General features: G+C 49.7%; 14 protein-coding genes. 8 read left to right on the top strand and 6 right to left on the bottom strand.

Annotation, left to right across the window (positions count from 1 at the left end; genetic code table 11):
- Positions 1 to 112 precede the first annotated feature (112 nt).
- Both LKK83_RS31450 and LKK83_RS31445 read left to right on the top strand, forming a co-directional pair.
- Positions 113 to 1,315, top strand: coding sequence for a tetratricopeptide repeat protein (locus LKK83_RS31450; RefSeq protein WP_324635391.1), 1,203 nt, complete (start codon positions 113 to 115; stop codon positions 1,313 to 1,315).
- A gap of 299 nt (positions 1,316 to 1,614) precedes the next feature.
- Complete coding sequence (locus LKK83_RS31445; protein WP_324635390.1) at positions 1,615 to 1,821, top strand: glycogen debranching protein; 207 nt, start codon at positions 1,615 to 1,617, stop codon at positions 1,819 to 1,821.
- A 96-nt stretch (positions 1,822 to 1,917) separates the two neighbouring features.
- On the opposite strand, the gene LKK83_RS31440 is transcribed toward LKK83_RS31445, so the two are convergent.
- From LKK83_RS31440 to LKK83_RS31420, 5 genes are all read right to left on the bottom strand, one after another.
- Positions 1,918 to 2,994, bottom strand: a complete 1,077-nt coding sequence (locus LKK83_RS31440) for a potassium channel family protein (protein WP_324635389.1) — start codon at positions 2,992 to 2,994, stop codon at positions 1,918 to 1,920.
- A 13-nt stretch (positions 2,995 to 3,007) separates the two neighbouring features.
- Positions 3,008 to 4,027 carry a hypothetical protein gene (locus LKK83_RS31435; RefSeq protein WP_324635388.1) on the bottom strand — a complete coding sequence of 340 codons (1,020 nt, stop codon included), beginning with the start codon at positions 4,025 to 4,027 and terminating at the stop codon, positions 3,008 to 3,010.
- 551 nt (positions 4,028 to 4,578) lie between these two features.
- Positions 4,579 to 8,154, bottom strand: a complete 3,576-nt coding sequence (locus LKK83_RS31430) for a tetratricopeptide repeat protein (protein ID WP_324635387.1) — start codon at positions 8,152 to 8,154, stop codon at positions 4,579 to 4,581.
- A gap of 20 nt (positions 8,155 to 8,174) precedes the next feature.
- Positions 8,175 to 9,092 carry a tetratricopeptide repeat protein gene (locus LKK83_RS31425; RefSeq protein WP_324635386.1) on the bottom strand — a complete coding sequence of 306 codons (918 nt, stop codon included), beginning with the start codon at positions 9,090 to 9,092 and terminating at the stop codon, positions 8,175 to 8,177.
- Positions 9,089 to 10,771, bottom strand: coding sequence for a serine/threonine protein kinase (locus LKK83_RS31420; protein ID WP_324635385.1), 1,683 nt, complete (start codon positions 10,769 to 10,771; stop codon positions 9,089 to 9,091). The genes LKK83_RS31425 and LKK83_RS31420 overlap by 4 nt, the downstream gene beginning before the upstream one ends.
- A 444-nt stretch (positions 10,772 to 11,215) precedes the next feature.
- Here LKK83_RS31420 and LKK83_RS31415 point away from each other — a divergent pair, with 444 nt between their 5' ends.
- The 5 genes from LKK83_RS31415 to LKK83_RS31395 all read left to right on the top strand — a co-directional run bounded on the left by LKK83_RS31415 (position 11,216) and on the right by LKK83_RS31395 (position 18,391).
- Positions 11,216 to 11,539, top strand: a complete 324-nt coding sequence (locus LKK83_RS31415; RefSeq protein WP_324635384.1) for a hypothetical protein — start codon at positions 11,216 to 11,218, stop codon at positions 11,537 to 11,539.
- Between the two features lie 56 nt (positions 11,540 to 11,595).
- Positions 11,596 to 13,719 carry a hypothetical protein gene (locus LKK83_RS31410; RefSeq protein ID WP_324635383.1) on the top strand — a complete coding sequence of 708 codons (2,124 nt, stop codon included), beginning with the start codon at positions 11,596 to 11,598 and terminating at the stop codon, positions 13,717 to 13,719.
- Positions 13,720 to 13,738: 19 nt separating this feature from the next.
- A complete protein-coding gene (locus LKK83_RS31405) occupies positions 13,739 to 14,947 on the top strand; it encodes a DUF1822 family protein (protein WP_324635382.1) in 1,209 nt (402 codons plus the stop codon).
- 39 nt (positions 14,948 to 14,986) lie between these two features.
- Complete coding sequence (locus LKK83_RS31400; RefSeq protein WP_324635381.1) at positions 14,987 to 17,323, top strand: CHASE2 domain-containing protein; 2,337 nt, start codon at positions 14,987 to 14,989, stop codon at positions 17,321 to 17,323.
- A 90-nt stretch (positions 17,324 to 17,413) separates the two neighbouring features.
- Complete coding sequence (locus LKK83_RS31395) at positions 17,414 to 18,391, top strand: DUF928 domain-containing protein (RefSeq protein WP_324635380.1); 978 nt, start codon at positions 17,414 to 17,416, stop codon at positions 18,389 to 18,391.
- Between the two features lie 137 nt (positions 18,392 to 18,528).
- Here LKK83_RS31395 and LKK83_RS31390 read toward each other — a convergent pair whose 3' ends face one another.
- Positions 18,529 to 20,139: an NB-ARC domain-containing protein gene (locus tag LKK83_RS31390; RefSeq protein WP_324635379.1), complete on the bottom strand. Its 1,611-nt coding sequence runs from the start codon at positions 20,137 to 20,139 to the stop codon at positions 18,529 to 18,531.
- 353 nt (positions 20,140 to 20,492) lie between these two features.
- On the opposite strand from LKK83_RS31390, the gene LKK83_RS31385 reads away from it, so the two are divergent.
- The gene (locus tag LKK83_RS31385) at positions 20,493 to 20,819 is read left to right on the top strand and encodes an NfeD family protein (protein WP_324635378.1); all 327 of its coding nucleotides are present in this window, start codon (positions 20,493 to 20,495) and stop codon (positions 20,817 to 20,819) included.
- Positions 20,820 to 21,045: the final 226 nt, after the last annotated feature.

The raw sequence follows: 21,045 nt of genomic DNA, 5'->3' as shown, positions 1-21,045 counted from the left end.
TCCATTTCCCCTGGCTCTCATCCCGACGCTCACCAAGCACGGGTAGAGCGCGGGGCTTCCCGCCGAGAAGCTAAAATAGAAGAGAAAAGCGACGGGAGGTGAGAAGAAAAATATGGCAAACGGGATTTGGCAGAGTCTGAAAGGGTTTTTTGGGGATGAGCGCAGCGCGCCTCAATCGCCAGTACCCGAGGCCCCCCAGGCTCCACCCCCGGCGCTAGAGGATCGGGATTACAAACTGTTGTTCGCGCAACTGCTCGAAGGTCTGAGGTTGAGCTGGGATGTGGCGCGGGTGAAAGAGTTTTTTGCCGCTTTAGGACCGCGCGGGGACTATGGACTGTGGGCCGAGTGGCTGCGACGGTGGGGGGAAACCCTGCAGGAACGAGAAACTGTGGAACGGGAGTTAGCAATGCGACTGGTGCAACTGGGGCAAATGCAACTGGGAGAATTGAGCCAGGAGGCGGGTACCCTTGGCACTCAGTTATTGCAACAGAAAGCCAGCGGGGGAACAAGACCCGCCGCGCCTGCGCCGCCGCCGGAAAATCCCCAGCAGTGGTTCGAACGGGGGAATCAAGAACTGAATGCGGGCAAGACGCAAGAGGCGATCGCGGCTTATCGCGAAGCGGTGAAACAACAACCCGACTTTGTGGCAGCTTGGAGCAATCTCGGAGCGGTGCTGTTTTACACTCAGCAATATAATGAAGCCCTCGAGGTGTTTGATACGGCTTTGCAATATCAAAGCGACAACCCGAACTCTTGGTTTAACCGAGGGTTTACCCTGTCGGTGTTGGGTCGTCATTCCGAAGCGATCGACTCTTATGAAAAAGCGATTCAACTCAAGCCGGACTTTTTGTTTGCGTGGCAAAATCGCGGCGTGGATTTGGCAAAATTGGAGCAGTACGAAGAGGCGATTCGCTGTTTCGAGCAAGGGATTCAACTGAAGCCGGATTTTGCCGATGCGTGGAGTAGCCGAGGCAATGCCCTGTTGAAGTTAGAACGCTACAGCGAAGCGGTGGAAAGTTATGACAAGTCTTTGGAATTTAATGCCGATGCGGCTGAGAGTTGGTTTAACCGGGGGATTGCCCTGACGGCGTTGCAGCGCATTTCCGAGGCGATCGCCTCTTTTGATAAAGTGCTGGCCATTCAGCCCCAGAGTTTTGAAGCTTGGGTGAACCGGGGTCTGGCTTTGATGAGTGATAACCAACATGGAGAGGCGATCGCCTCGTTCGATCGCGCCCTCAACCTCCAACCCGATGACGCGGTGGCGATCGCCTATCGCGAACAAGCTGAAACTCTGCGCGAACAACAGTCCGAATAATTGCCACCAGGGCCTCTGGTTTCCGGAAGCGCTGATTCGAGGGGTGCGAGGAAAACTCTGTCGGGTGGGCAATGAATTGCCCACCCGACAACTCAAAACCGTCCAATAACACAATCCTCGGAGTATCGTAGTATTCTGTGTTACTTTTTGGCAATGGGCAAATGTTTCAAAATGCAAGGGATTGTGAATAAACGTAATGCAGCCTTGCCAATTTATGCCTTTCGTTTTATAAAATTAAATAAGTAAATTTGCTTAAGCAATTTCACAAGAAATCCACAAAAAATTGAGGGAAATTTCACATGACTATCTGGGTTAACGAACAACTGGATCCGTCCGGAATGGTGTATGCTTGCATTGCTTGCTCGGATGAAAAGCAGGCGAAAGAATGTCACGACTCTTTTGCGGGGAACTTAACTGAAGAGCAAAAAGCGATGGGGTGGAGCGCGAGATTAAGAAAAGTAAATTCCTGGGAAGAAGTGCCGGTGAGCGCGTTGAAATTATCGTAATTCCCAGGGTCAGAAGATTGATAGGGTGAAGTGGAACCGAGACTATCGGCAGACTTCACCCGCGAAAGACCGAATCGCGATCGATTCTCAATTCGCTCATGTCTCCGGCGGAGGTTGCTTGGGCGGGCGGGGGATTTTGGAATAAAGGGGACTGAGGACTTGATTGAGAAGACGGAGTTGTTCGGTGGTGCCCATACAGATGAGGGTATCGCCGACTAACAGGAGGGTATCCGCCGTCGGACCGCCGATCAGATTGCCATCATCGCGACGAATCGCCAGGACCAGCGCGCCAGATTGCGATCGCAGTTTGGCATCGCGCAGGGTTTGTCCGGCAAAGGGACAGGTATCCGAATCGAGGCGAAACTCTTCGAGATAAAAGGCGCGATCCCTGCCGGCCACGATTCCATCCACAAAATCCATCACCTGGGGGCGCAGGGCCGCTGCCGCCATGCGTCTGCCTCCGGTAATATAAGGAGAGACCACGGCATCGGCTCCCCCGCGTTGCAGTTTTTGCACCGCTTCTTCCGTATTGGCGCGGGCGATCGCCCGAATGTCGGGATTGAGGGTTTTCGCCGACATCACCGTATAGAGATTTTCCGCATCCGAGGGCATCGCCGTCACCAAACACAAGGCGCGTTCGATGCCCACCCCGAGTAAGGTGGCATCCAAGGTGGCATCGGCTTGAATAACATTATAGTCAAGTTGCTGTGCCTGCTGGATTTGCTCGGGATCCGAGTCGATGACGATAAAGGGGATGCCCTCAGCGTCAAATTCCGCCGCAATTTGACGACCGGTGCGCCCAAATCCACAGAGTATGTAATGACCCGTTAACGTTTCAATCAACCGTTGCTGTCTTCTCAAACGCAGTTCATCTTGAAAATAACCCTCAATGATGGCTTCTGTAAAGCGGTTGACGATATAACCAATGCTGACTAACCCCATCGCAATCAACGAAATGGTAAAAATTCGACCGCGATCGCCTAAGGGGTTCACTTCGCTAAATCCCACCGTAGACAGGGTGATCACGGTCATGTAGGCGGCATCGGGCCATCGCCATCCCTCCACCAACCAATACCACAGGGTGCCGACTAAAAACACCCCTGCCAGTGCCGCCACCCCCGCTAGCAATTCATTGCGGATTCGCTTATACTTCTTCTCAACCGTGGAATACACAAGCCTCGATAATTTAGAGTTTAGGTAAAAATTGTAAAAGCAGACCGATGTTTTTGCCTAGGGCTTGTCCCTGTGCTAACCAATCCGGGGATTTCCGCCGCGAAATCGGCTCCTCAGAGTCTCCCTCCAGGCATTGCACCAGCTTGCCATCTAACTGACGTGCCATGTCCGCGACGCCGAGCACTGGCACCTCCCCATTCGGATAGGATATCACCGTGACTGCCATGCGATCGCGGCGGCGAAACATTGCCGTGTCTGCCTGCACGGTAACGCCGCTCATCCGCGCGATGGTCGTAAATCCCACGGAAGAATCGCCAATATTATACGCCTCGGGCAATTCTCTTTGCTCTAATATTTCTAATTGCCCCACTGTTTGCCCCCTTGTCACTAACATCATTTCCAGCAAACTAGGAAAGTCTACACTGTCAAAACGATGACCGGCAGATTGGGCTTCTTCCGAAAGCGTTACCGTCACGCCCAGCAAAAATTCCATCAACAACGGATGTAAAAATAAAAAAATCCCCTCCACGTTGACGTTCATTTTGGTTTGCAGTACGTTAGAAATCGGCATCAAGTGTTCTGCCGGAATTTCGATAAACCCCTCCGGGAGATCCGAAAGGTCGATCGCCACCGGGCTACAGAGCATGGCTTGCGATCCAAGCCGCACAGATTCCACCACCGTTTCCGCCAACGTCGGTTCTGCGGCGAGCAAACAGACAAACATCACCCCACTCAACATAGAACTGGCTCTTTGGCCGTAATTTGGCCGCCGATCCCGGGTCAATTTCCTTCCGGGCAACCCTTTCACCTCGGTTTGCGGCTTCGCTTCTCCCTGCGCCCCGGTCCATCCCCGGAGGACTGGCGGAATGAATCGGTTGCCCCCGGAAAGTGGGGCGCAACCAGCCCCGCCCGATTCCTTCTGGTTTGCGATCGCCCGGTTTGCCAGGATTGCCGAGAAGATTGTGGTTAATTTTGGCCGCCGAGGGTTCTGTTTCGTTATACTCGTTCCACCGCACCGCCGTTGGGGTTTCATTGAACGTCCTCCTTGGGGGTAAATTCCAACATCGCGTTTTTATTGAGCATACCATTTTTCTTCAACCGTTGCGCGGGTTGTGGGCAAGGGGGAGAGCCGCATCGGTAATGCCATTTTTCGAGCGGCATGTTATATCGTTTTTCATGCCTTCTGCTTAGAGATGCGTGCGACCCCCGCTCGTAGAGACATCGATCTATCGCGCCTGCGATCGGATAGATCGCGTCTTTAAGCGGACTGGGGGAAATCTCACATATGGATCGCCAAACGGGATTAGAGGCTGTCAGCTACGAATCCCTGTCAGAGACGCGATGAATCGCGTCTCTACAAGAGGGGGGTCGGACGCATCTCCAACATTATTTTTGAAACCCGGGAAACCGCGCTGCCCGCCGCGATAGTATATCTCAATATCTCACATAAACGGCGCGCCCCTCTCCACGTGTGAGTTTCTCAGCCCCGCGCCGCCCTGCCCTCCCGCCGCGATAGTATATCTCAATATCTCACATAAACGGCGCAAATGGCAATTTATGTGAGCGGCAGCGGTCGAGCCGCCCCTACCGCTCTGTAGCGAGGAAACCTCCATCGCCGGTTAGCACAAATGCCGCCCAATAATACGGAGAAGAATATTCTGGGTAGTTGTCCCGCAGATAGGATTGCGCCAAGGCCAATGCCTCGGCTTTCTGGTGTCCCGCACGCAGATAAGTATAAAACTGATGCACGAGCAATCCGGTGGCTTTGTCATTCACGCTCCACAGGGTGGCCAATACACTGGGCGTTCCGGCGTAGAGAAAGGCGCGATTGAGGGCGACGATTTCATCTCCCGCATTCACCTCACCCATCTGCGTTTGACAGGCACTTAATACCACTAAATTTGTGGCGGCGGTTAAATTTAACTCAAAGTAAATTTCATGGGCTTCCAAACGACCATTTTCGCCGAAGTCGGAATCTGGAGTTAAATACAAGCGACTGAACAGTGGGTTTCCTTTTTCATATTTTCCGTGAGCGGCAATATGCAAAATGCCAGCAGTTTTACTTTGCAGTTTGAGCGCCTTTTCAGTTGCCTCTTTTCCGAGGAAGATTGCACTGGATTCAAATAAAGACGCAATGGCATTCACTTCTTCAGTGGCATATGGTAAATCGCTGATTGCATATTCATTAGACCGGGGGTTTCCCAGGGCCACTAAATGTTCGTTTTTCGTCTTTTTTTTTCGAGGCAAATAGGGCAACACGCTGGCACTGGGAAGGGTAAATAAAGCGGCGCTCCAATAGGTTTCTCCGTCATGGAGAGCGGAAAAGGGAAGGTAGTGAAGAAGGTTGTGGGGCACAATGCCAATCAACTCTGTCTTTAAATCCGCTTCCAGGGGCGCTATCAAAACCCGGTACAATTCTTGGAGGCTAGGGGGAATTGAGGATGTGGAATTGTAGCGGAATCGATATTGCTTGAATTCGTCCATCAGTAGTTGTTTTAATTCTGCTTTGCTGACGGAAAGGGAGTGGGGTTTAAGCCCTTGCTGGGTGATAACGAAAGCGAGAACGCGATCGCGCATTATGAAATATTGCAGTAAGGTGGTTTCTGCATCTAACTGGGCTTGAATTTCGCTTAAACTGGCAACGCTGCCATCCAGGATGTCCGAATACTCTGCATATTGCGGACTGGTCAGTTTCATTTCTACCAACCAATCGGCATACTCTCGTTCAGCGCTGTCCAGTTTGTCTTTCAATTCTTTCATTTTATCCTGATTCCACTGGTTTTGCGACTGACTCAGCAAGTCGTTAAGTTGTTGGCGAAGAACATTAATTTTGGCTTGGATTTTTTGCCCCTTGGCTATCAATTTGTCTGAACTGCCGAGACGAAAATCTCTCGTTCCGGATACCAGTCGGTCGAGAAAGGCTTGGGCTTTGGCTTTTTCCACATATTGCCAGGCGAGTTTATACTGCTGTTGGTTCCACAAAAGGTTAATCAAACGGGCGTAAATTTCTGCCCCAGAAAGTTCACTGAAGAAGGAGGATTTTAGTTCTTCTACTGTCAGAGTATTGGCAATGGATTCGCGCCAGGATATTGCCTCTTTGTAGTAAGCGATCGCTTGGGAAATATTGCCGGAATTTTCATAGTAACCGCCGAGATTGGCCAAGGAATTGGATAATCCCCTGACTGCACCGAGTTCGTGAAATATTGCCACCGCTTGTTCGATAGATTCTCGTCCGCGCTGCCATTGGGATTGACTGTAATAAACACCGCCAATATTGTTCAGGGTTTCCGCTTCGCGCAAGCGATCGCCGATCTGACGTTGGATTTCCAACGCCTTTTCGTGGGATTCTAATGCCTTCTGATAGTCCCCCATCAAACGATAGCTTTCTCCCAAATTGGTCAGCACGGCGGCGGCTTCTCGGGGGCTGTCGATTTGGTTTAAAATGCTCAGCGCTGCTTGCAAATTCTCGAACATCTCCTCTGTTTTGTCTTGGTAGCGATGAATAATACCGATGCTGTTTAACGTCGTACCTTCAGCTTGTAAATCGCCGATGCGGCGTTGAATCTCCAGGGCAGAGTTAAGGAACTGCAACGCTTTGTCATATTCGGCGATCGTGGCATAAACCGCCCCAATATTCGTTAACAATCGTTGCCGATCGCCTTCCCTGCCTAATTTTTCCACAATGGCTTTAGCTTGGGAGTAATATCTCAGGGCTTCTTGATAGCGACCCCGATTTTGGTAAAGCAGTGCCATATTTGCTAAAATGGCACTTTCTCCTTGGCGATCGCCAATCCTTTGCACGTGAGTTAATGCCCGCTGAAACGTCACCTGGGCTTCGGAGTAGTCTCCTGAATACGTAAAAAACAACCCCAGATTATTCAACCTCCTGCCATACCCAACAGAATCGCAGGATTCCGGACAACGATTCAGTGCCGATTCAAACTCAGAACGAGCGCGATCGTATTGTCCCCGGGCGAGATAAAGTCCACCCAAGTTATTCTGCGTAGCGGCGATAGTGTGGATATCATCAGTTCCTTCAGAAATCTCCAGTGCTTGTTGATAGGATTTTTCCGCTTCTGGGTACATGCCTAAGCGTTCTAAAGCCGAGGCGAGATTATTCAGCGCGATCGCCTGGCCCGCTGAATCTTGCAGGTCTTTATATAAACTTAGTGCCTGGTGGAATTTATCGCGTCCTTGGCGAAATTTTCCTTGAGCGATATAAACCGCCCCAATATTGTTAAAACTGGTCGCCATACCGGAGCGATCGTCAATTTTTTCTTGAATGGCGATCGCTTGTTGATAGTAATCCAACGCTTGCAGATATTGCTGTTGATTATCGTAAAGCAAACCGAGATTGTTCAGGGTGGTTGCTTCACCAGAGGCATAATCGATTTCGCGACTGAGGGCGAGGGATTGCTGATAATAGTCGAGTGCCCGGTTAAATTGTCGGCTGTCGCTATAAGTCAAACCCAGATTGTTCAGTGCGGCGGCTTCCCCTTGGCGATCGCCGATGGAGCGAGAAAGAGTCAAAACCCGCTCGAAAAACTGCAACGCCTGTGAATAGTTTCTGAGATGGCGATAACTGTGAGCGATGCGAAAAAGGGTGAGGGATTCGAGGGATTCAAACGGCTCTTCTTTCCCCACGATCGCCTGAGCGAGTTGAAGCCAAGGGGAACTTGTTAACTGGATAGGATCCTGTTGTTGTGCCAAGGGCAACGCTTGTTGATAAAACTCCAGCGCCCGCCGATATTGTCCTGCACTGGCGTAAGCTTGGCCAATATTGTTAAGGGCTATCAGTTCCATCAACGGATTGTTAATGTCCTGCCAGATGGGTAGCGTTTCTGTAAAAGTTGCCACGGCTGTGGTATAATCGGCTAAGCGGTGGTGAATAAACCCGATCGCCAACAAACACATGGCTTCTTTGTAAGAACTGCCAGCCGCGCGATATAAAGAAAGGGCGGCCTCAAATTTCTGTAAAGCGGCATTGAAGTCTCCATTGTCTAACAATGCTTTCGCTTCGGATTCCAAGCGGGAAGCCTGCAATTTCGGATGTTCCGACTGAACTATCGGGATGGCCATCAGCGGGGGGGGAGCGATCGCGATCGTCACGCTCGCGAGGAACACACTCCCGGGGATGACAGACCGATACAGATATCTCATCGATTCACCTCTTCGATTGGCTAGCGCAGTCTTTCCAGTTTAGCGTCTATGTCTCGAACCCGGCTGGCATTTTCCAATGTTTCGTAAGTATCCCGCGCCCGAGTCAACGCTTCAATGGCCTTTTCGCGTTGGTTTAAATTGATATATACTTCTCCCAAACCTGCTAGAGCGGCGGCTAACTCTTCTAATTCTTGATTGGCTGAGGCAATGTCTCTCGCTTCCAAATAGGGAGGTTCAGCCAATGGACTCAATCCGACTTGCAGGTATTGGTCGCCAAGCAAGCGATAAACCAACGCTGTGGTTTCGCCTTGTGCGATTAGGGTCTTTAACGTGGCGATCGCTTCAGCGCGCAAATAGTATCCCAGATAGAAATAAACTTGCAGCAGGGCTTCTGCGGTGGGATTTAAGTTTTGATCTGCCAGCAGCGCCAATGCACTTCTCACTTGTCCGGCATCGTCGGCACTGAGCAGGGTAAAGTTCGATCCCGGAACATCTTCATCCAGAGAGGAACTCCCGTCATCAGCTTGCACGATCGCCTGGTAAGTGACCCCCGGTTCTAAGGGAGGGTCTCCGGGATAGAGGATTTCGGTCGCGGAGATCGGCTCTGGAGTTTGCCAAATCACCCCTTGGGGACCTCGGATGCTGACGGTATAAGTCGCACCGGGGATTTCGTTCCACTGCAGGAGGGGACGCGGATCGAGCAACAAGGTTCTGCGGGGACTGATGATATAGGGAATGAACGGGTCTACCGGGTTGCGACCATTATCCACCGTTTCGGGACATCGACAGTTTTGTGCGATAAAGTGAAGTTCCCGGTGCGATCGCCGCCAGGAGCGATCGCCCCCCGAAGGTTGAGAGAACCCCGGTCCAGAGAGCGCCCCCGGAAAAACCGCGATCGTCGCCGTGAGAAGAATGACCCGGAATACGGAATGCTTCATGGTTCGTTTCCTTTGCCAATCAAGTGTTCTGCTGCCATTTTCTGCCACCTTTTCTCATCCGGGTTGTTTTCGTTAGCTTTTTTTAAGCAATTGTGCCAAGCGCTCTCGGCGGCGGTTTTGCCTTGGGCGTCGAGAACCTGTGCCAACAAGCAATGGGCCGCCCCCCGCTCTCCATCCAGAGCTAGGGCCTCTTCCAGTCGCACTTCCGCCTCCTCAAGTGCCTCGAGTCCGAGCAGTGCCCACCCCAAGTTTTTCAGCAAACTGTATTTGGATCTCGTCTGGGTGTTCCACCGCAATCCTTCCCGGAGGAGGATAACCGCTGCGCTGTAGTTTTGGTCGAGAATCTCTAAGCGGGCGAGGTTGTTGTAACCGATATCGAGTTTTCCCACTGCAGCTTGCCAATAGTGCTGGCGAGCGCAAGGTATATCTTGCAGGTCTTCGCAAACCGAGCCGAGATTGTAGTGCGCGTCGGGAAAGTCAGGCTGCAGGGCGATCGCCAGACGAAAAAACTGCTGCGATCGGGTGAAGTCACTGTTGCGGTACTGCGCGATTCCCCCCCGATTCAGGGCGATCGCCACCTGAGGAGCCACCACCCGAAAGCCCAGGGGCAATAACAGTGCGGTTAAACCTGCGAGTATCGCCCGCCTGAATTTCACCGTTTTAAACAGACCTTGGCCGATCTTTTGATTCTCCTCATCCGGTTGTCCCCTCCCAGTAGCACGGGGAACCGAGTGAAACGAACCCGACCCCGACACAACACCCTCTAAAGCGTCTAACATCACTGTAGTATTGGTCGGTCTTTGTCCCGGAAAAGGTGCCATTAACCAGTCGATTAATTCAGCAAATTCTGGAGAAATTTGCGGCGCATAATCTCGCCACATTAATTCGCCGGTTTGCGGGTCTTCTTCTAAGTCCATCGGATGCTGTCCCGTGAGCAGATGAACCATCGTCCGACCCAAAGCAAAAAAATCCGATTGCGGCACTGCTTTGCCTCTGATTTGCTCGCTTGGCGTATAGCCCAAGGAGACAATTCCGGTTCCCGAATGGCCGGCTCCCGCTTTGGCTAAATACGATGGGCTGATTTTTCGCACGCCGCCAAAATCAATTAACACTAGCTCTCCCGTAGGTCGCATGGTAATATTGCGCGGTTTGATATCGCGGTGGAAATATTGATTCCCGGCATTTTGATGCAATTGATTTAAAATTTCGCCGAGCTGTTTGAGCCAATTGCAGGCTAACTCTTGGGCGATTCCCCCATCGTTTCTTTGTGACAACCAGACTTCTAAATCTAGTCCGTGAATTTTTTCCATCACCAAACAATGCAAAGGGTCTAGACAGTCAGGGAGCGAAAATTCAAACCATCCATCTTCTGCCAGTTTCGGAATTCCCGGATGTTGGATCTGCGTCATCACTTCCGCTTCTCTTTGAAATAATTCAATGGCTTTTGGGGAAGAATTGACGAGAATTTTGAGCACTTTATGACGGGAGAGGGAATCGCCAGAACCCGCTTGCAGATCTTCCACGGTAAACGTTTGGCCGAATCCACCCTGGCCTAAAGGTGCGATCGCCCGATAGCGATTTTGCAAGACCAATGACGTGCCGCAGGTTCGACAAACCTGAGCCGATGCATTCCCGGGATCGGCAGGATTGGAACAGGTGGGATTAATGCAATAAATCATGGCATTTGCAGATAGAATGGATAGCGGCCAAAGGAGTTATCAAACCGCGAAAGGTAGGGGATGAGTTCAGGCGGATATGCTAGGAAAAAGAAACCGTTTGGCCTCAGAAAGCTGCCGATCGGTTAATCCGATGTGAAGAAACGCGGTTGTTATGCAACTATACTAATTCTTCCTTTCGAGGGTAAAAATGGGAGTGGAATCTTTCCTGTGTATGGGATCGTTTTGGCGTCGGCAAGTCTGGTTGGAATTATATCGCGTCTAGACAGAGAAATCCGCATCCGCTTTCAGAGGGGTTCAAACTGGCGATCGCCTATAGTGTGAAACTCGCTTCCTTGGCGGGCGCAAGGGTTGCCCCACCCGCCGAGGTTTTGCGTCACAGGCGCGCATAGGTTGCGGAATTTTATCCCACTAAACAAATGTAGGCACGATGTAGGCAGGATTGAGATGGGAACCACGCCCAATCGAATCGGGCAATGCAAGCAAGCGAGGGAGAGTTTCCCGGGGGATCCGGGCGCAGAGTCCCCCTTCTGGGCACCGCAGTTCGATCGCAGTTCGACTGCTTTGGTGAAATTGATTCCCGACGCAATGTTTCGCAGAAAATACGGAAGGAAAACGGGAATCGATCCGGTAGAATATGACTGGGGGGAACAGTTTTTGCTGAGGGTTCAAGGGCGATCGCCTGCGGGATTTATCCATAACTTCCCCTGCGCGATCGCTGCCCATCGTTCTCTTACACCCCACCAAACCTCGACCTTACTGCCACCTTAAACTGGCTCATCAGGGTCTCTACTCAACCTTTTCTTGAGTTAGGGTAAAACCAGAGAATGCCTATTTTACCGCCAATTCGCCTTCGTTCTTCTTTAGATGAGAAACTGACAACCTGGTTGGATTTTGTCTCGGTCAATAACCACCCAAAACTGCGATGGATTCCCAAACCAGAAGCGTGTCACGTACTGGATTGCTTAAAAGAACAAGATGAAGTGGTGCGAGCTTTTTATCAAACTCCGCCCCAGCGATCGGATTGGAATCAATTGGCAGCTTATCTGGTGGAAACTTGGGCAGCAGAATATTCGGCAATGGGATGGAAACGGCTACAGAAAAATGCGGAAAAATATTGGTCGAAGCAGCAAATCCACAGGTTGCAATTGCTGCTCTCGGCTTATCTGGATGAAGCCGCTTATCGCGCGGTGGAGCAAACCGCTGCGAGTTGGTATCGCGTGAAAAGCTACACTTGGGAAGACTGGTTTTATACGGTGCGCGGGATTATCAACGACCCGGAACAATTGGGCAAAATCGTGGAGAACTTTCTCAAAGCGCGCCAAGAAGAACAGAAGCCGATTTGTGAAAAATATTTTCAAGGGGCTTTTGTCCATAAAATTGTGGGCGAGTTAGAGAAGTTTGGCGTCAAACGCGCTTCCTCCTGGCGGCTATTATGTAAAGCCAATCCCACAGAAATTAGAGAGGCGTTGTCCAAGCAAGGTTTGACCCCCGATGAGATTGGTTGTCGTCTGTTTGCTTGGTCTTATTTTACCGAGGTTTATCAGGAGAACCGCGTCAATCATCCCGATCGCAAAGTCGGCGATCGCTGGCCGGAACCCCATGCGGAAGACTACGAAGAAGTCGCCATATATTATAACACAGAAAAGGAATTACTGTCCGCTCCTTTGGAAGTATTTTCCGACCGACAGCGAACCAGTGGGGAAATTCAAACCTGGTTAGAAGAGTGTATCAATGCATTGCGAGATAGTCCGCTGGTGGTGGAATTCAATCTGGAAAATAAGGGACAACTCGAAAATGCGGTACCCCGGTCTTATTTAGGGTCGAGAAATTCGGAAACTTATCGCCAGTCTTACTTTCAAGAAGTCGAGGCGATGTTGGTAGCGGAAGTGGAGAAACTCGACGGAACCATCAAACAAGCGATCGCCCGTGGCGAGCAAAAAGATTATACGGTGAAAATATTACCCCTGCGCTATGGAGTGGGGCTGAGTCAAACGGTTTTGGCGAAAAATTTTGGCGTCAATCAAGCCCAGATTTCCCGCCGAGAAGCGGAATATTTGGAGAATCTCTTGTACGTTTTCTGTCTGTGGATTGGCGATGGGGCTGGGATTTCTTTAACAGAAGTTAAGGAGTCGTTAGAGCAATGGCTGAAAGGCGATAACCCGGACGAATTTTCCGACTCCCTACAGGAAGCGTTGTCCCAAACCTTCCACAAGATGGATTTTAAAAAACAACGAAAAATTTTACAATTGCGCTATCAACAAAAGAAAAGCGATCGACAAATCGCCCGCCACCTAAAACTTTCTCGGGTGACGCAGGTGATAGATAGACTAACTGTGGCAAAACGTCCTTTAGAACGAGTAATTATGATTCACTTTTGGTTGAGCGAATCTTGGGAAATGTTGTTGCTTCAGGCTTATCAAAACTCCGTAAAAGGTTTAGATTCTCTCTCGGAAAAAGTCTTAGAAGCCGTGGGGAATTTAGATGAAGAACAGCAAAAACTATTGCGAGATATCTATGGCGTGCGGCGCTCAGTTGCCGAAGTGTCCGCAAAGCTCGATTGCCCGGTAGAAATACTGCAAGAAAAAATCAAAATGACCGACAACCACTTGCAAGGTCGATTATATGAAAAAGTTACTGAATTTATTATTGGGTCGGTAAAAAACTTGCTGAGATGCCATTACCAACCCCTGGTGATGGCGGGATTTACCGTAAAACATCCCGATGGCTACGAACTGTTGCAACTCTATTACGGGGAAAGACTAAACGCGCGGAAAATCGCCGATCGCCTCAGCATTGCTCGTCCCGTTACGGTGGAGGAAGTGGTGGCTCAGCAATTACAAGCGGAAACGCAACTGCTCGAGGAAATTCGCGCTTGGTGTGCGACTCATTTACAGGTATCTCTAGGCGATCGGGAGTTGGAAAAAGTGCTAAAAAATAGTTTTAAGTGAATAAAAGGGAGAAAAAAACATGATTGACAATTTGTTTAAAAATTTATCGGAAATTGCACCGGATGAGCTTTATGTTAGGCTTTCATTTAAAGCCCAAATGCAAGCATGGGAACAGTCGCGCCGTCACTCGAATCCTGTGGCGCGCAATCAGGCATATCTCGGGCAATTGTGCTGGAGTGGCTTTCGGGATTGGTTAGCCGAAAGATTTGAAAGCGATCGCGATTTAGCGGCTTTATATATTGACAAGCTATCATCCCTGTGGGAGTTTATTCCTGGGATTCCGATTGCCTTCGGAAAAACGCGGTTATTGCTCATTCCGAGTCACCGGATAAATCCAACCGATTTCATCGTGGTTCAAGAGTGGGTGGATATTCCTGCATGGGTTGCCGATTATTATCTGAATGTGGAAGTGAATTTAGAGGCGGAGGAAGAGAATTGCTGGATGCGCGTTGGTGGGTTTGTGTCTCATTTAGAGCTGAAACGAAAGGGGGAATATCGGGAAAGCGATCGCAGCTATTTTTTGCGTGCGGATCGCCTGCATCGAGATTTAACAATGTTGTGGAAAACCACCCGGATGCAGGGGCAGAAAAATGGAGTTGATATGTCGCCAATGTCCCATACAAGCGTGACAGCAAGCGCGATAAAATTATCCCCAGGGGCGTTGAATTCGCCCCGAGTGCGGTTACAACTTCCGTTTGCAAAATGGGCGGCATTGATAGAGAATGAAACCGGGCGCGAGAAATTGTATTGGCAACGGGTGCAACCGCCGTTAAGTCACTGGTTGCAAAAGGAGAAAAAAGGGGTGGAGAGTGCATTAAAAGCCAGTGGTTGGCAATTGTATCGCCAGGTATTTGGCAGGCCCAAATTTGCCGGGGCGTTTCGGCGGCGCGAGATCGCCTCAACAGCGATTGAGAGCTATGTGAAACGAATCGACTTAGAAGGGGAAGCGATCGCGCTCAAGATTGATTTGATGCAGGATGGAGAAGGAGCGCTGTGGATTTTGCCGCAATTGCGTCCCTTTAATCCGAGCGATCGCACCACCTGTTTGTCACCTGGTGTAAAATTGGCATTGCTCGATAAACGCGGGACAATGGTAGTGGAAGTCGAATCCGGGCGATCGAGCAACATTCTCCAACTCCCCCAACCCTTTAGTAATTCGCCCGGGACGCCATTTAACCTTCAGATAACCACCCGTAAAACCAGCCATACTGAATATTTTACCATCTAATTTACAAGCAAGCCAGTGACCAGTTAAAGGAATACAGAGATGGGAAAATTAGTCAAACTGTCATTAGAAGGCGAAATCGAAAGCGGCTATCAGGTCGAGTTAATTGAAATTTCCGAAGAACAGCGCGATGGTAAAATCCTGGTTGAGGGCATCTCGGGCACTTTACCGCCGGCTGAAGAAATTTATCACCGACTGCAAAACTGGCAGGAAAACTACGCGCAACTCGACCTCCTTTTCCGAGGAGAATTTCGCTTCCTTGATTCAGATAATTTTCCGAATGTTTCTCTAGTAAGTTGCCAGCAAATCGCTGAAAAATTGCAAGAAGAAATTAATACCTGGTTTGATTTTCCAGGATTTCGTCCGATAGAAGATAAAATTCGCACGATTCTCAATCCCTTTGAAGATATTCGATTTCTCGTAAAAACCAGCGATCGCAAACTCTGGCAGTTGCCTTGGTCGGCATGGGAATTTTTTGAAAGCTATCCCAATGCCGAAGTGGTATTTAGTTCCTTTGATGCGAGATATGGAGAAAAACCCGTTAAATTAACCCCGCGAAAAAATGTCAGAATTTTAGCGGTGTTTGGCGAGGATAGCAATCTCAATACCCATCCAGACCGCGACCAAATTGAAAGACTGAAATCCCTGGGAGCCGAACCAACCTCGATTACCGAGCCAAGCGTGCAGCATCTCCGCAACCTTCTGTGGGAAAAATCGTGGGATATTTTCTTTTTTGCCGGACATGGAGAGCGAGAAGAAAGCATCGAAGGCGGGAAGATTTTTCTCAATCAAACCGAAGAATTGACTCCCTCAGAGTTCAAGAACACTTTAAAAACAGCCATTGTCGATCGCGGGTTAAAAATTGTCTTTTTGAATTCTTGTTTGGGCTTAGAATTTGCCTACGAACTGGTGACGGAATTTGGCATTCCAGTGGCGATCGCCATGCGCGAACCCATTCCCGATGGTGCGGCCCAGAAGTTTCTGGAATACTTTCTGCTAGAATATGCCGATAACGGGCGTCCTTTGCATGTTGCCGTTCGCAAAGCTAAAGAGCGAATTGCGGAAGAGTCGCAAACTGAATATCCCTGTTTGGATTGGTTGCCGGTGGTTTGCCAAAATCCAGCCACCATTCCGCCGAAATGGCGTGATTTGCATCGAAAAGTATCCTGGAAACAAGCTGGAATGGCAAGTGTTGGCAGTGGGTGTTTAGTTATGCTACTGCGGTGCTTGGGAGTTTTACAACCCCTAGAACTGGCAGGGTTGGATTATTTGATGAGACTCAGACCACCAGAAGCGATCGATCCGAGACTTGTGGTGGTCACAGTGACCGCAGAAGACCTCAACTACTACAACCAAGACCCCCTCACGGATAAAATCGTAGAACGGCTTTTAAGCAAATTAATCCAATATAAACCTCGGGTCATTGGTTTGGATATTTTCCGCGATTTTCCTCAACCGCCAGGTGACGAAGCGGGACAAAAACAGTTAATCGAAGTCCTCAGCAAACCAAAACATCCTATATTTGCTATCTGTCGGGTTCGAGAAACGCAATCGAGCGATGCTCGGAATATCGGCGTTGGACCTCCCCCTAATTTTCCGCGCGATCGCCTAGGATTTGCCGATGTTCTGGAAGATAGTGATGGCATTATTCGACGTCAGCTCCTCACTATGTCCATCCCTTCGGAAGACCCTTGCGAAACGCCATTTTCCCTGAATTTCCAATTGGCGCGGGTGTATTTAGAAGGAGAAAACATCTACCCAAAGCAGACAAAAGCGGGGGATTTAGTATTGGGAGATGTTCTCTTTAAAAGGTTACACAATAGAGAGGGTGGCTATCAGAACATTGACGATGTAGGCTACCAAATTATGACCAATTATAGAAGTCCAGACCGAGACAACAATATAACCCAAACAGTGACCCTGAAAGAAGTGCTGACCGATAATATCGATGCGGATTTGATAAAAGACCGCATTGTGTTAATTGGTTATACAGCAGAGATTGGAACCGGTTCTGATTTTTTACCCACGCCCTACGATCCGCGAACGCCGGGGGCGATGGTTCAAGCGCATATGGTTAGCCAAATGGTCAGTGCTGTACTCGATGGGCGACCTTTATTGTGGAATTTACCCAGTTGGGGCAATTTTGTCTGGGTTTTCGGGTGGTCTTGTTTCGGTGGTTTTTTCATTTGGCGGATTCAGAGACTATGGAGATTAGCCATTGCGGGCGGAAGTTTACTGATTGTCGTCTTTAGCCTCTCCTTTTTGAGTTTATGGTTGCATGGTGCTTGGATGCCTCTGATTCCTTCAATGTTGGCTTTAGTTACCATTATCGGCGGTTATGCTATTTTGTTGGTTTATATTTCCGTACCCCATGAGTAAAAAATGAACCCGATGACTATTGGCGAGGATGGTTGCCGAAAACCATTGAACGTTGTAAATTAGAATTCAGTTCACAATGGGGGGGTTCCTATGCAGTTGGATCCGAAAAAACTAGCGGTTTGCAGGTCAATATTGACGGTCAGTGTGGGATTGACTTCCATCAGTTTTACCTTTTTTCCTTGGTCAGTGATGGAAATGATTTTTCTGCCTGATGAGTGGCAAAGTGCGATCGCGCAAACCGACGATTTTGTGCCGCCAGATGATGGAAGACCAACGAATCGAAGAGCCGGCGGTAGACGTGGCTCTTGCAATCTGGCTAATTCGCCCATCGAGGTGAATTTGCAAGCGGAGGAGATTCCGCTCACCGCTTTAGTGCCTCTGACTCAAACGACCCGCGCAAAAATTCCCGGCGATCGGCAAAATTCCCTCGCATGGGAAATGAGTTCTCTGGAAGTACAAGAAACCGTGGTAGGAACGACGCTGCAACAGCGTCCCCTTGTCTGGGTTTATATTCCTCCGATTTATCAAGGGGCGACTACGGGAAAATTGATTATTCAAGACGAGCATAACAATTCTATCTTGGCGGAAGCGATCGAAATCGAATTGTCACAATCCGCTGGAATTATTAGCGTTCCTTTTCCCGCTGACGTTCTAGAACCCGATCGCCACTATCATTGGTATTTTGAAATCGTTTGCGATTCTACCCATCGGTTCAAAAATCCCATCGTTGACGGTTGGATTCAATATCAAGACAATCCGGAATTACGGCAGAAAATAGAACAAGCGACATCAGAAGCAGAAAAGTTACGTTTTTACCGGGTATATGGCCTTTGGTACGATCGCCTCACCTTCGTTGCAGAAAACCGTCGCCAAAATCCAGCGGATTCCGAGGGGTATGAAGCTTGGACTCAGTTACTAGAGTATGCGGAGTTAAATGACTTGAAAGATGAACCGCTCCTCCAGTGCTGCTCGGTGAAAACCCAGCAGATGTATAGTTTAGATATGCGAGCAAATGTCTGGGGAAATAGCCATCAGATGATGTCTGCCCACTCCATACCATTGTTCTAAAACCTGGAGGGATATCTACCGTCTGTAGGGACAGGGTATGCTCTGTCCCGACTACATTTCATCTTCATCATTATTTGAAAAAATGGTAGAATAACCTTCACTCAGAGCGCCCGTGCTTGCTGATTTTAACGAGCTATTTACTGAGGAATGCAAGCCAAGCACTTGCGAATGTAGGCGTCGGGATTTGCCACTTTTTTGCCGATCGCAATTTGTCGCAGTCGGTCGGTTACTTTGGCTAAAATTCTCTCATAATTTTGTCGATCGCTCTCCCTCGGCGATGGGATTTGAAACTGCAGCAGCATGGGACTGTGAATCAAGCCGAAACCGGGGGGTTTGTCTGGGTTTAAAGCGGCGATCGCTTCTTGGCAAATTTGCTCTATCAATTGGCCGGTGACATATTTCATCACCACGGGTTGTAAGGTAAAACAAAGGTGCCCAGAATCCGAGACTTTTTCCAACAGCGATCGGCGCTCCAAAGACTCGATCGCCGCCAAGACTTCTGAATCGGAAAGACTGATTCCCAGGCGCTTGCGGCACTCTCCGGCTTTTATTGGCTGTCCTGACAAAGCCAGTCCGTAAAGCAGTTCTTTTTCCGGGACGGACAATCGGTGAAACTGCTGGGAGAGGATTTCGCTAAAGTCTCCTAAAAACAAGCTGCTGCGGTTTAAAAAATCTTTGATATTGCCGCCAAATACGTTACGAATGGTTCCGGAAACAATTTTTAAAGCTAAGGGATTTCCTCGATAGAGTTCGATTAACGTTTGGCTATTTTTTTGCGCCGGCAATCCTTTATTTTGCAGAATATATTCGGCTGCTGCACCTAGACTCCCGAGGGAGAAACTGCGAACCGGTTGAGTCGGGCCGACGAGGGTGGCAATTTCTTTGATTTTTTCTCGCCCCGTGAGAATCAAGCAGCTTTGGTGCGGTTCCACGGCGACGCGGTGAATCAGTTCTCGATAGGCGTGATAGTCTGGGTGATAGTGGCCGGCAAATTCTCTCGGTTGCAGAAGGGTTTCCACCCCATCTAAGACCACCAAACAGCGCCGAGCTTGAAAAGTGTCGATTAAGTGAGAGAGTGCCGAGTCCCGAGGGTCGGAGAAAGTGGCGGGCGATCGCCCGAGCAATTGCGGTAGAGCGATAGCGATCGCTTCAAAAGATTGCAGGTAGCGGAAACTGCGCCAGATAACCACTTGGAAGTGTTGGCGTAACTGTTGGGCGAGTTTCACCGACAGGGTAGTTTTGCCGATTCCGCCCATGCCGGCGATCGCGATTAAACGGCAGCGATCGTGCAAAATCCACTGTGAGAGGGTAGCCAGTTCCGAAGTGCGACCGACGAAATCGGACACATCCGGTGCGGTGTGCCAATCCTCCAAAAGTCGAGCGCGTGGGGGTAAGCACTGGCGATCGCGCAGGTATCCAGACTCCGCCAACCAGGTGCGAATATCGCTCCAGTCACTCACCGAATTGGGGGGGCGATCGCTCAAGCTTTCCGCATAGCGATAGATGGTTTCGCACAGCGCCCAATTCACCGTACTGCGCGCCTTGTTCAGTTCTCGCGCGATTTCTGCCGGACTCGCATCGCACAGCAACCCCCGCAGATAGGTTTTTTCCGCCTCGCTCAGTCCGCGCCGCTTGTGAGGGGCTACCTGTTGTTTCGCCGCCGCCAAGTCTTTATATAGCCGCGCTAAATCCCAGCGATCGCCAGCGCCGCCAAACGGTTCGTCAGAAGAATGAAAAACAGATGCCATAGTCGAACACCCAAAAATTGGATCCGCTTGTTCATTTTATCCCCAATTGGCCCCTCAATCAAAATCCAAATCAAAATCCAAATCAAAATCCAAATCCTCATGTGGGTCTAACTCCCGGTTGCTGGGGTTAAGCTGGTTTTACCTGGACGCACAGGGGGCGTTTTCACCTCGTTCCCCGACTCAGGGGGACGCACAAGCCCTCCGCCTGCAGATTTCCACCGCTCAACTCTCGCCCAATTGTAAAGAAACATTACAAAAAAGCCGCTCGACCGTAAAAACCACATCCTTCTCTAGACAGAACAAATAGAAGGTTGCCGGCGCGTAACCTTCGTCACTCAGGAGGACTGCATGTAATGAAGGCAAATCCATTCCAGACAATCTTCGCCAGAGTGTTCCCGCCCCCGGGAAACGCCACCAACGATCCGAGGCGATCGCAAACATGCGAGTGCAATAGCGCTGAGTTAGAAATCCGCGCCATTGTAGATGAAGCCATTCTCCCCCAGATTGGCGGGCGCGTGCGCTATCGCAATTCCTGGTGGCCCGCCATATGTCCGCAAAATATCACCTTGCTTCCCGGTGAAATCGTCTATGTGGTGGGTCGTTACAATCTGACCTTATTCGTCCAACCCGCAAAAACTTTTTTCAACTCGGTGGAAAATCCTATAACCACTATTCCGTAAGGCTTTTGGCCTTTACCCTATCCCGGAATCGCCAAAAATTTTCCGCCCGCCGTGCATAATTTCTCCATATCCTTCCCAGGAAATAAATTGTAGGCCATCAATATTACTTACTCCTAAGTTGCCATTCAGGCGTCATCTACTTATGTTTCTCCAACTCGTTTCCAGCATCTGCTGGGAACCCACAACCGGAAGCAGAGCCTCAATCCCAATTCAATCCTGTAAATGA

Origin of the sequence: Phormidium sp. CCY1219 (assembly GCF_035615515.1) — a bacterium.
Taxonomy (GTDB): Bacteria; Cyanobacteriota; Cyanobacteriia; order Cyanobacteriales; family Laspinemataceae; genus CCY1219.
This window is presented reverse-complemented; position numbering and strand designations above follow the sequence as displayed.

Bases quoted from the DNA above. Each gene is read 5' to 3' on its own strand.
- LKK83_RS31450 (WP_324635391.1), top strand. From the start codon at position 113: ATGGCAAACGGGATTTGGCAGAGTCTGAAAGGGTTTTTTGGGGATGAG.
- LKK83_RS31445 (WP_324635390.1), top strand. From the start codon at position 1,615: ATGACTATCTGGGTTAACGAACAACTGGATCCGTCCGGAATGGTGTAT.
- LKK83_RS31435 (WP_324635388.1), bottom strand. From the start codon at position 4,027: ATGAAACCCCAACGGCGGTGCGGTGGAACGAGTATAACGAAACAGAAC.
- LKK83_RS31430 (WP_324635387.1), bottom strand. From the start codon at position 8,154: ATGAGATATCTGTATCGGTCTGTCATCCCCGGGAGTGTGTTCCTCGCG.
- LKK83_RS31425 (WP_324635386.1), bottom strand. From the start codon at position 9,092: ATGAAGCATTCCGTATTCCGGGTCATTCTTCTCACGGCGACGATCGCG.
- LKK83_RS31420 (WP_324635385.1), bottom strand. From the start codon at position 10,771: ATGATTTATTGCATTAATCCCACCTGTTCCAATCCTGCCGATCCCGGG.
- LKK83_RS31415 (WP_324635384.1), top strand. From the start codon at position 11,216: ATGGGAACCACGCCCAATCGAATCGGGCAATGCAAGCAAGCGAGGGAG.
- LKK83_RS31410 (WP_324635383.1), top strand. From the start codon at position 11,596: ATGCCTATTTTACCGCCAATTCGCCTTCGTTCTTCTTTAGATGAGAAA.
- LKK83_RS31405 (WP_324635382.1), top strand. From the start codon at position 13,739: ATGATTGACAATTTGTTTAAAAATTTATCGGAAATTGCACCGGATGAG.
- LKK83_RS31400 (WP_324635381.1), top strand. From the start codon at position 14,987: ATGGGAAAATTAGTCAAACTGTCATTAGAAGGCGAAATCGAAAGCGGC.
- LKK83_RS31395 (WP_324635380.1), top strand. From the start codon at position 17,414: ATGCAGTTGGATCCGAAAAAACTAGCGGTTTGCAGGTCAATATTGACG.
- LKK83_RS31390 (WP_324635379.1), bottom strand. From the start codon at position 20,139: ATGGCATCTGTTTTTCATTCTTCTGACGAACCGTTTGGCGGCGCTGGC.
- LKK83_RS31385 (WP_324635378.1), top strand. From the start codon at position 20,493: ATGAAGGCAAATCCATTCCAGACAATCTTCGCCAGAGTGTTCCCGCCC.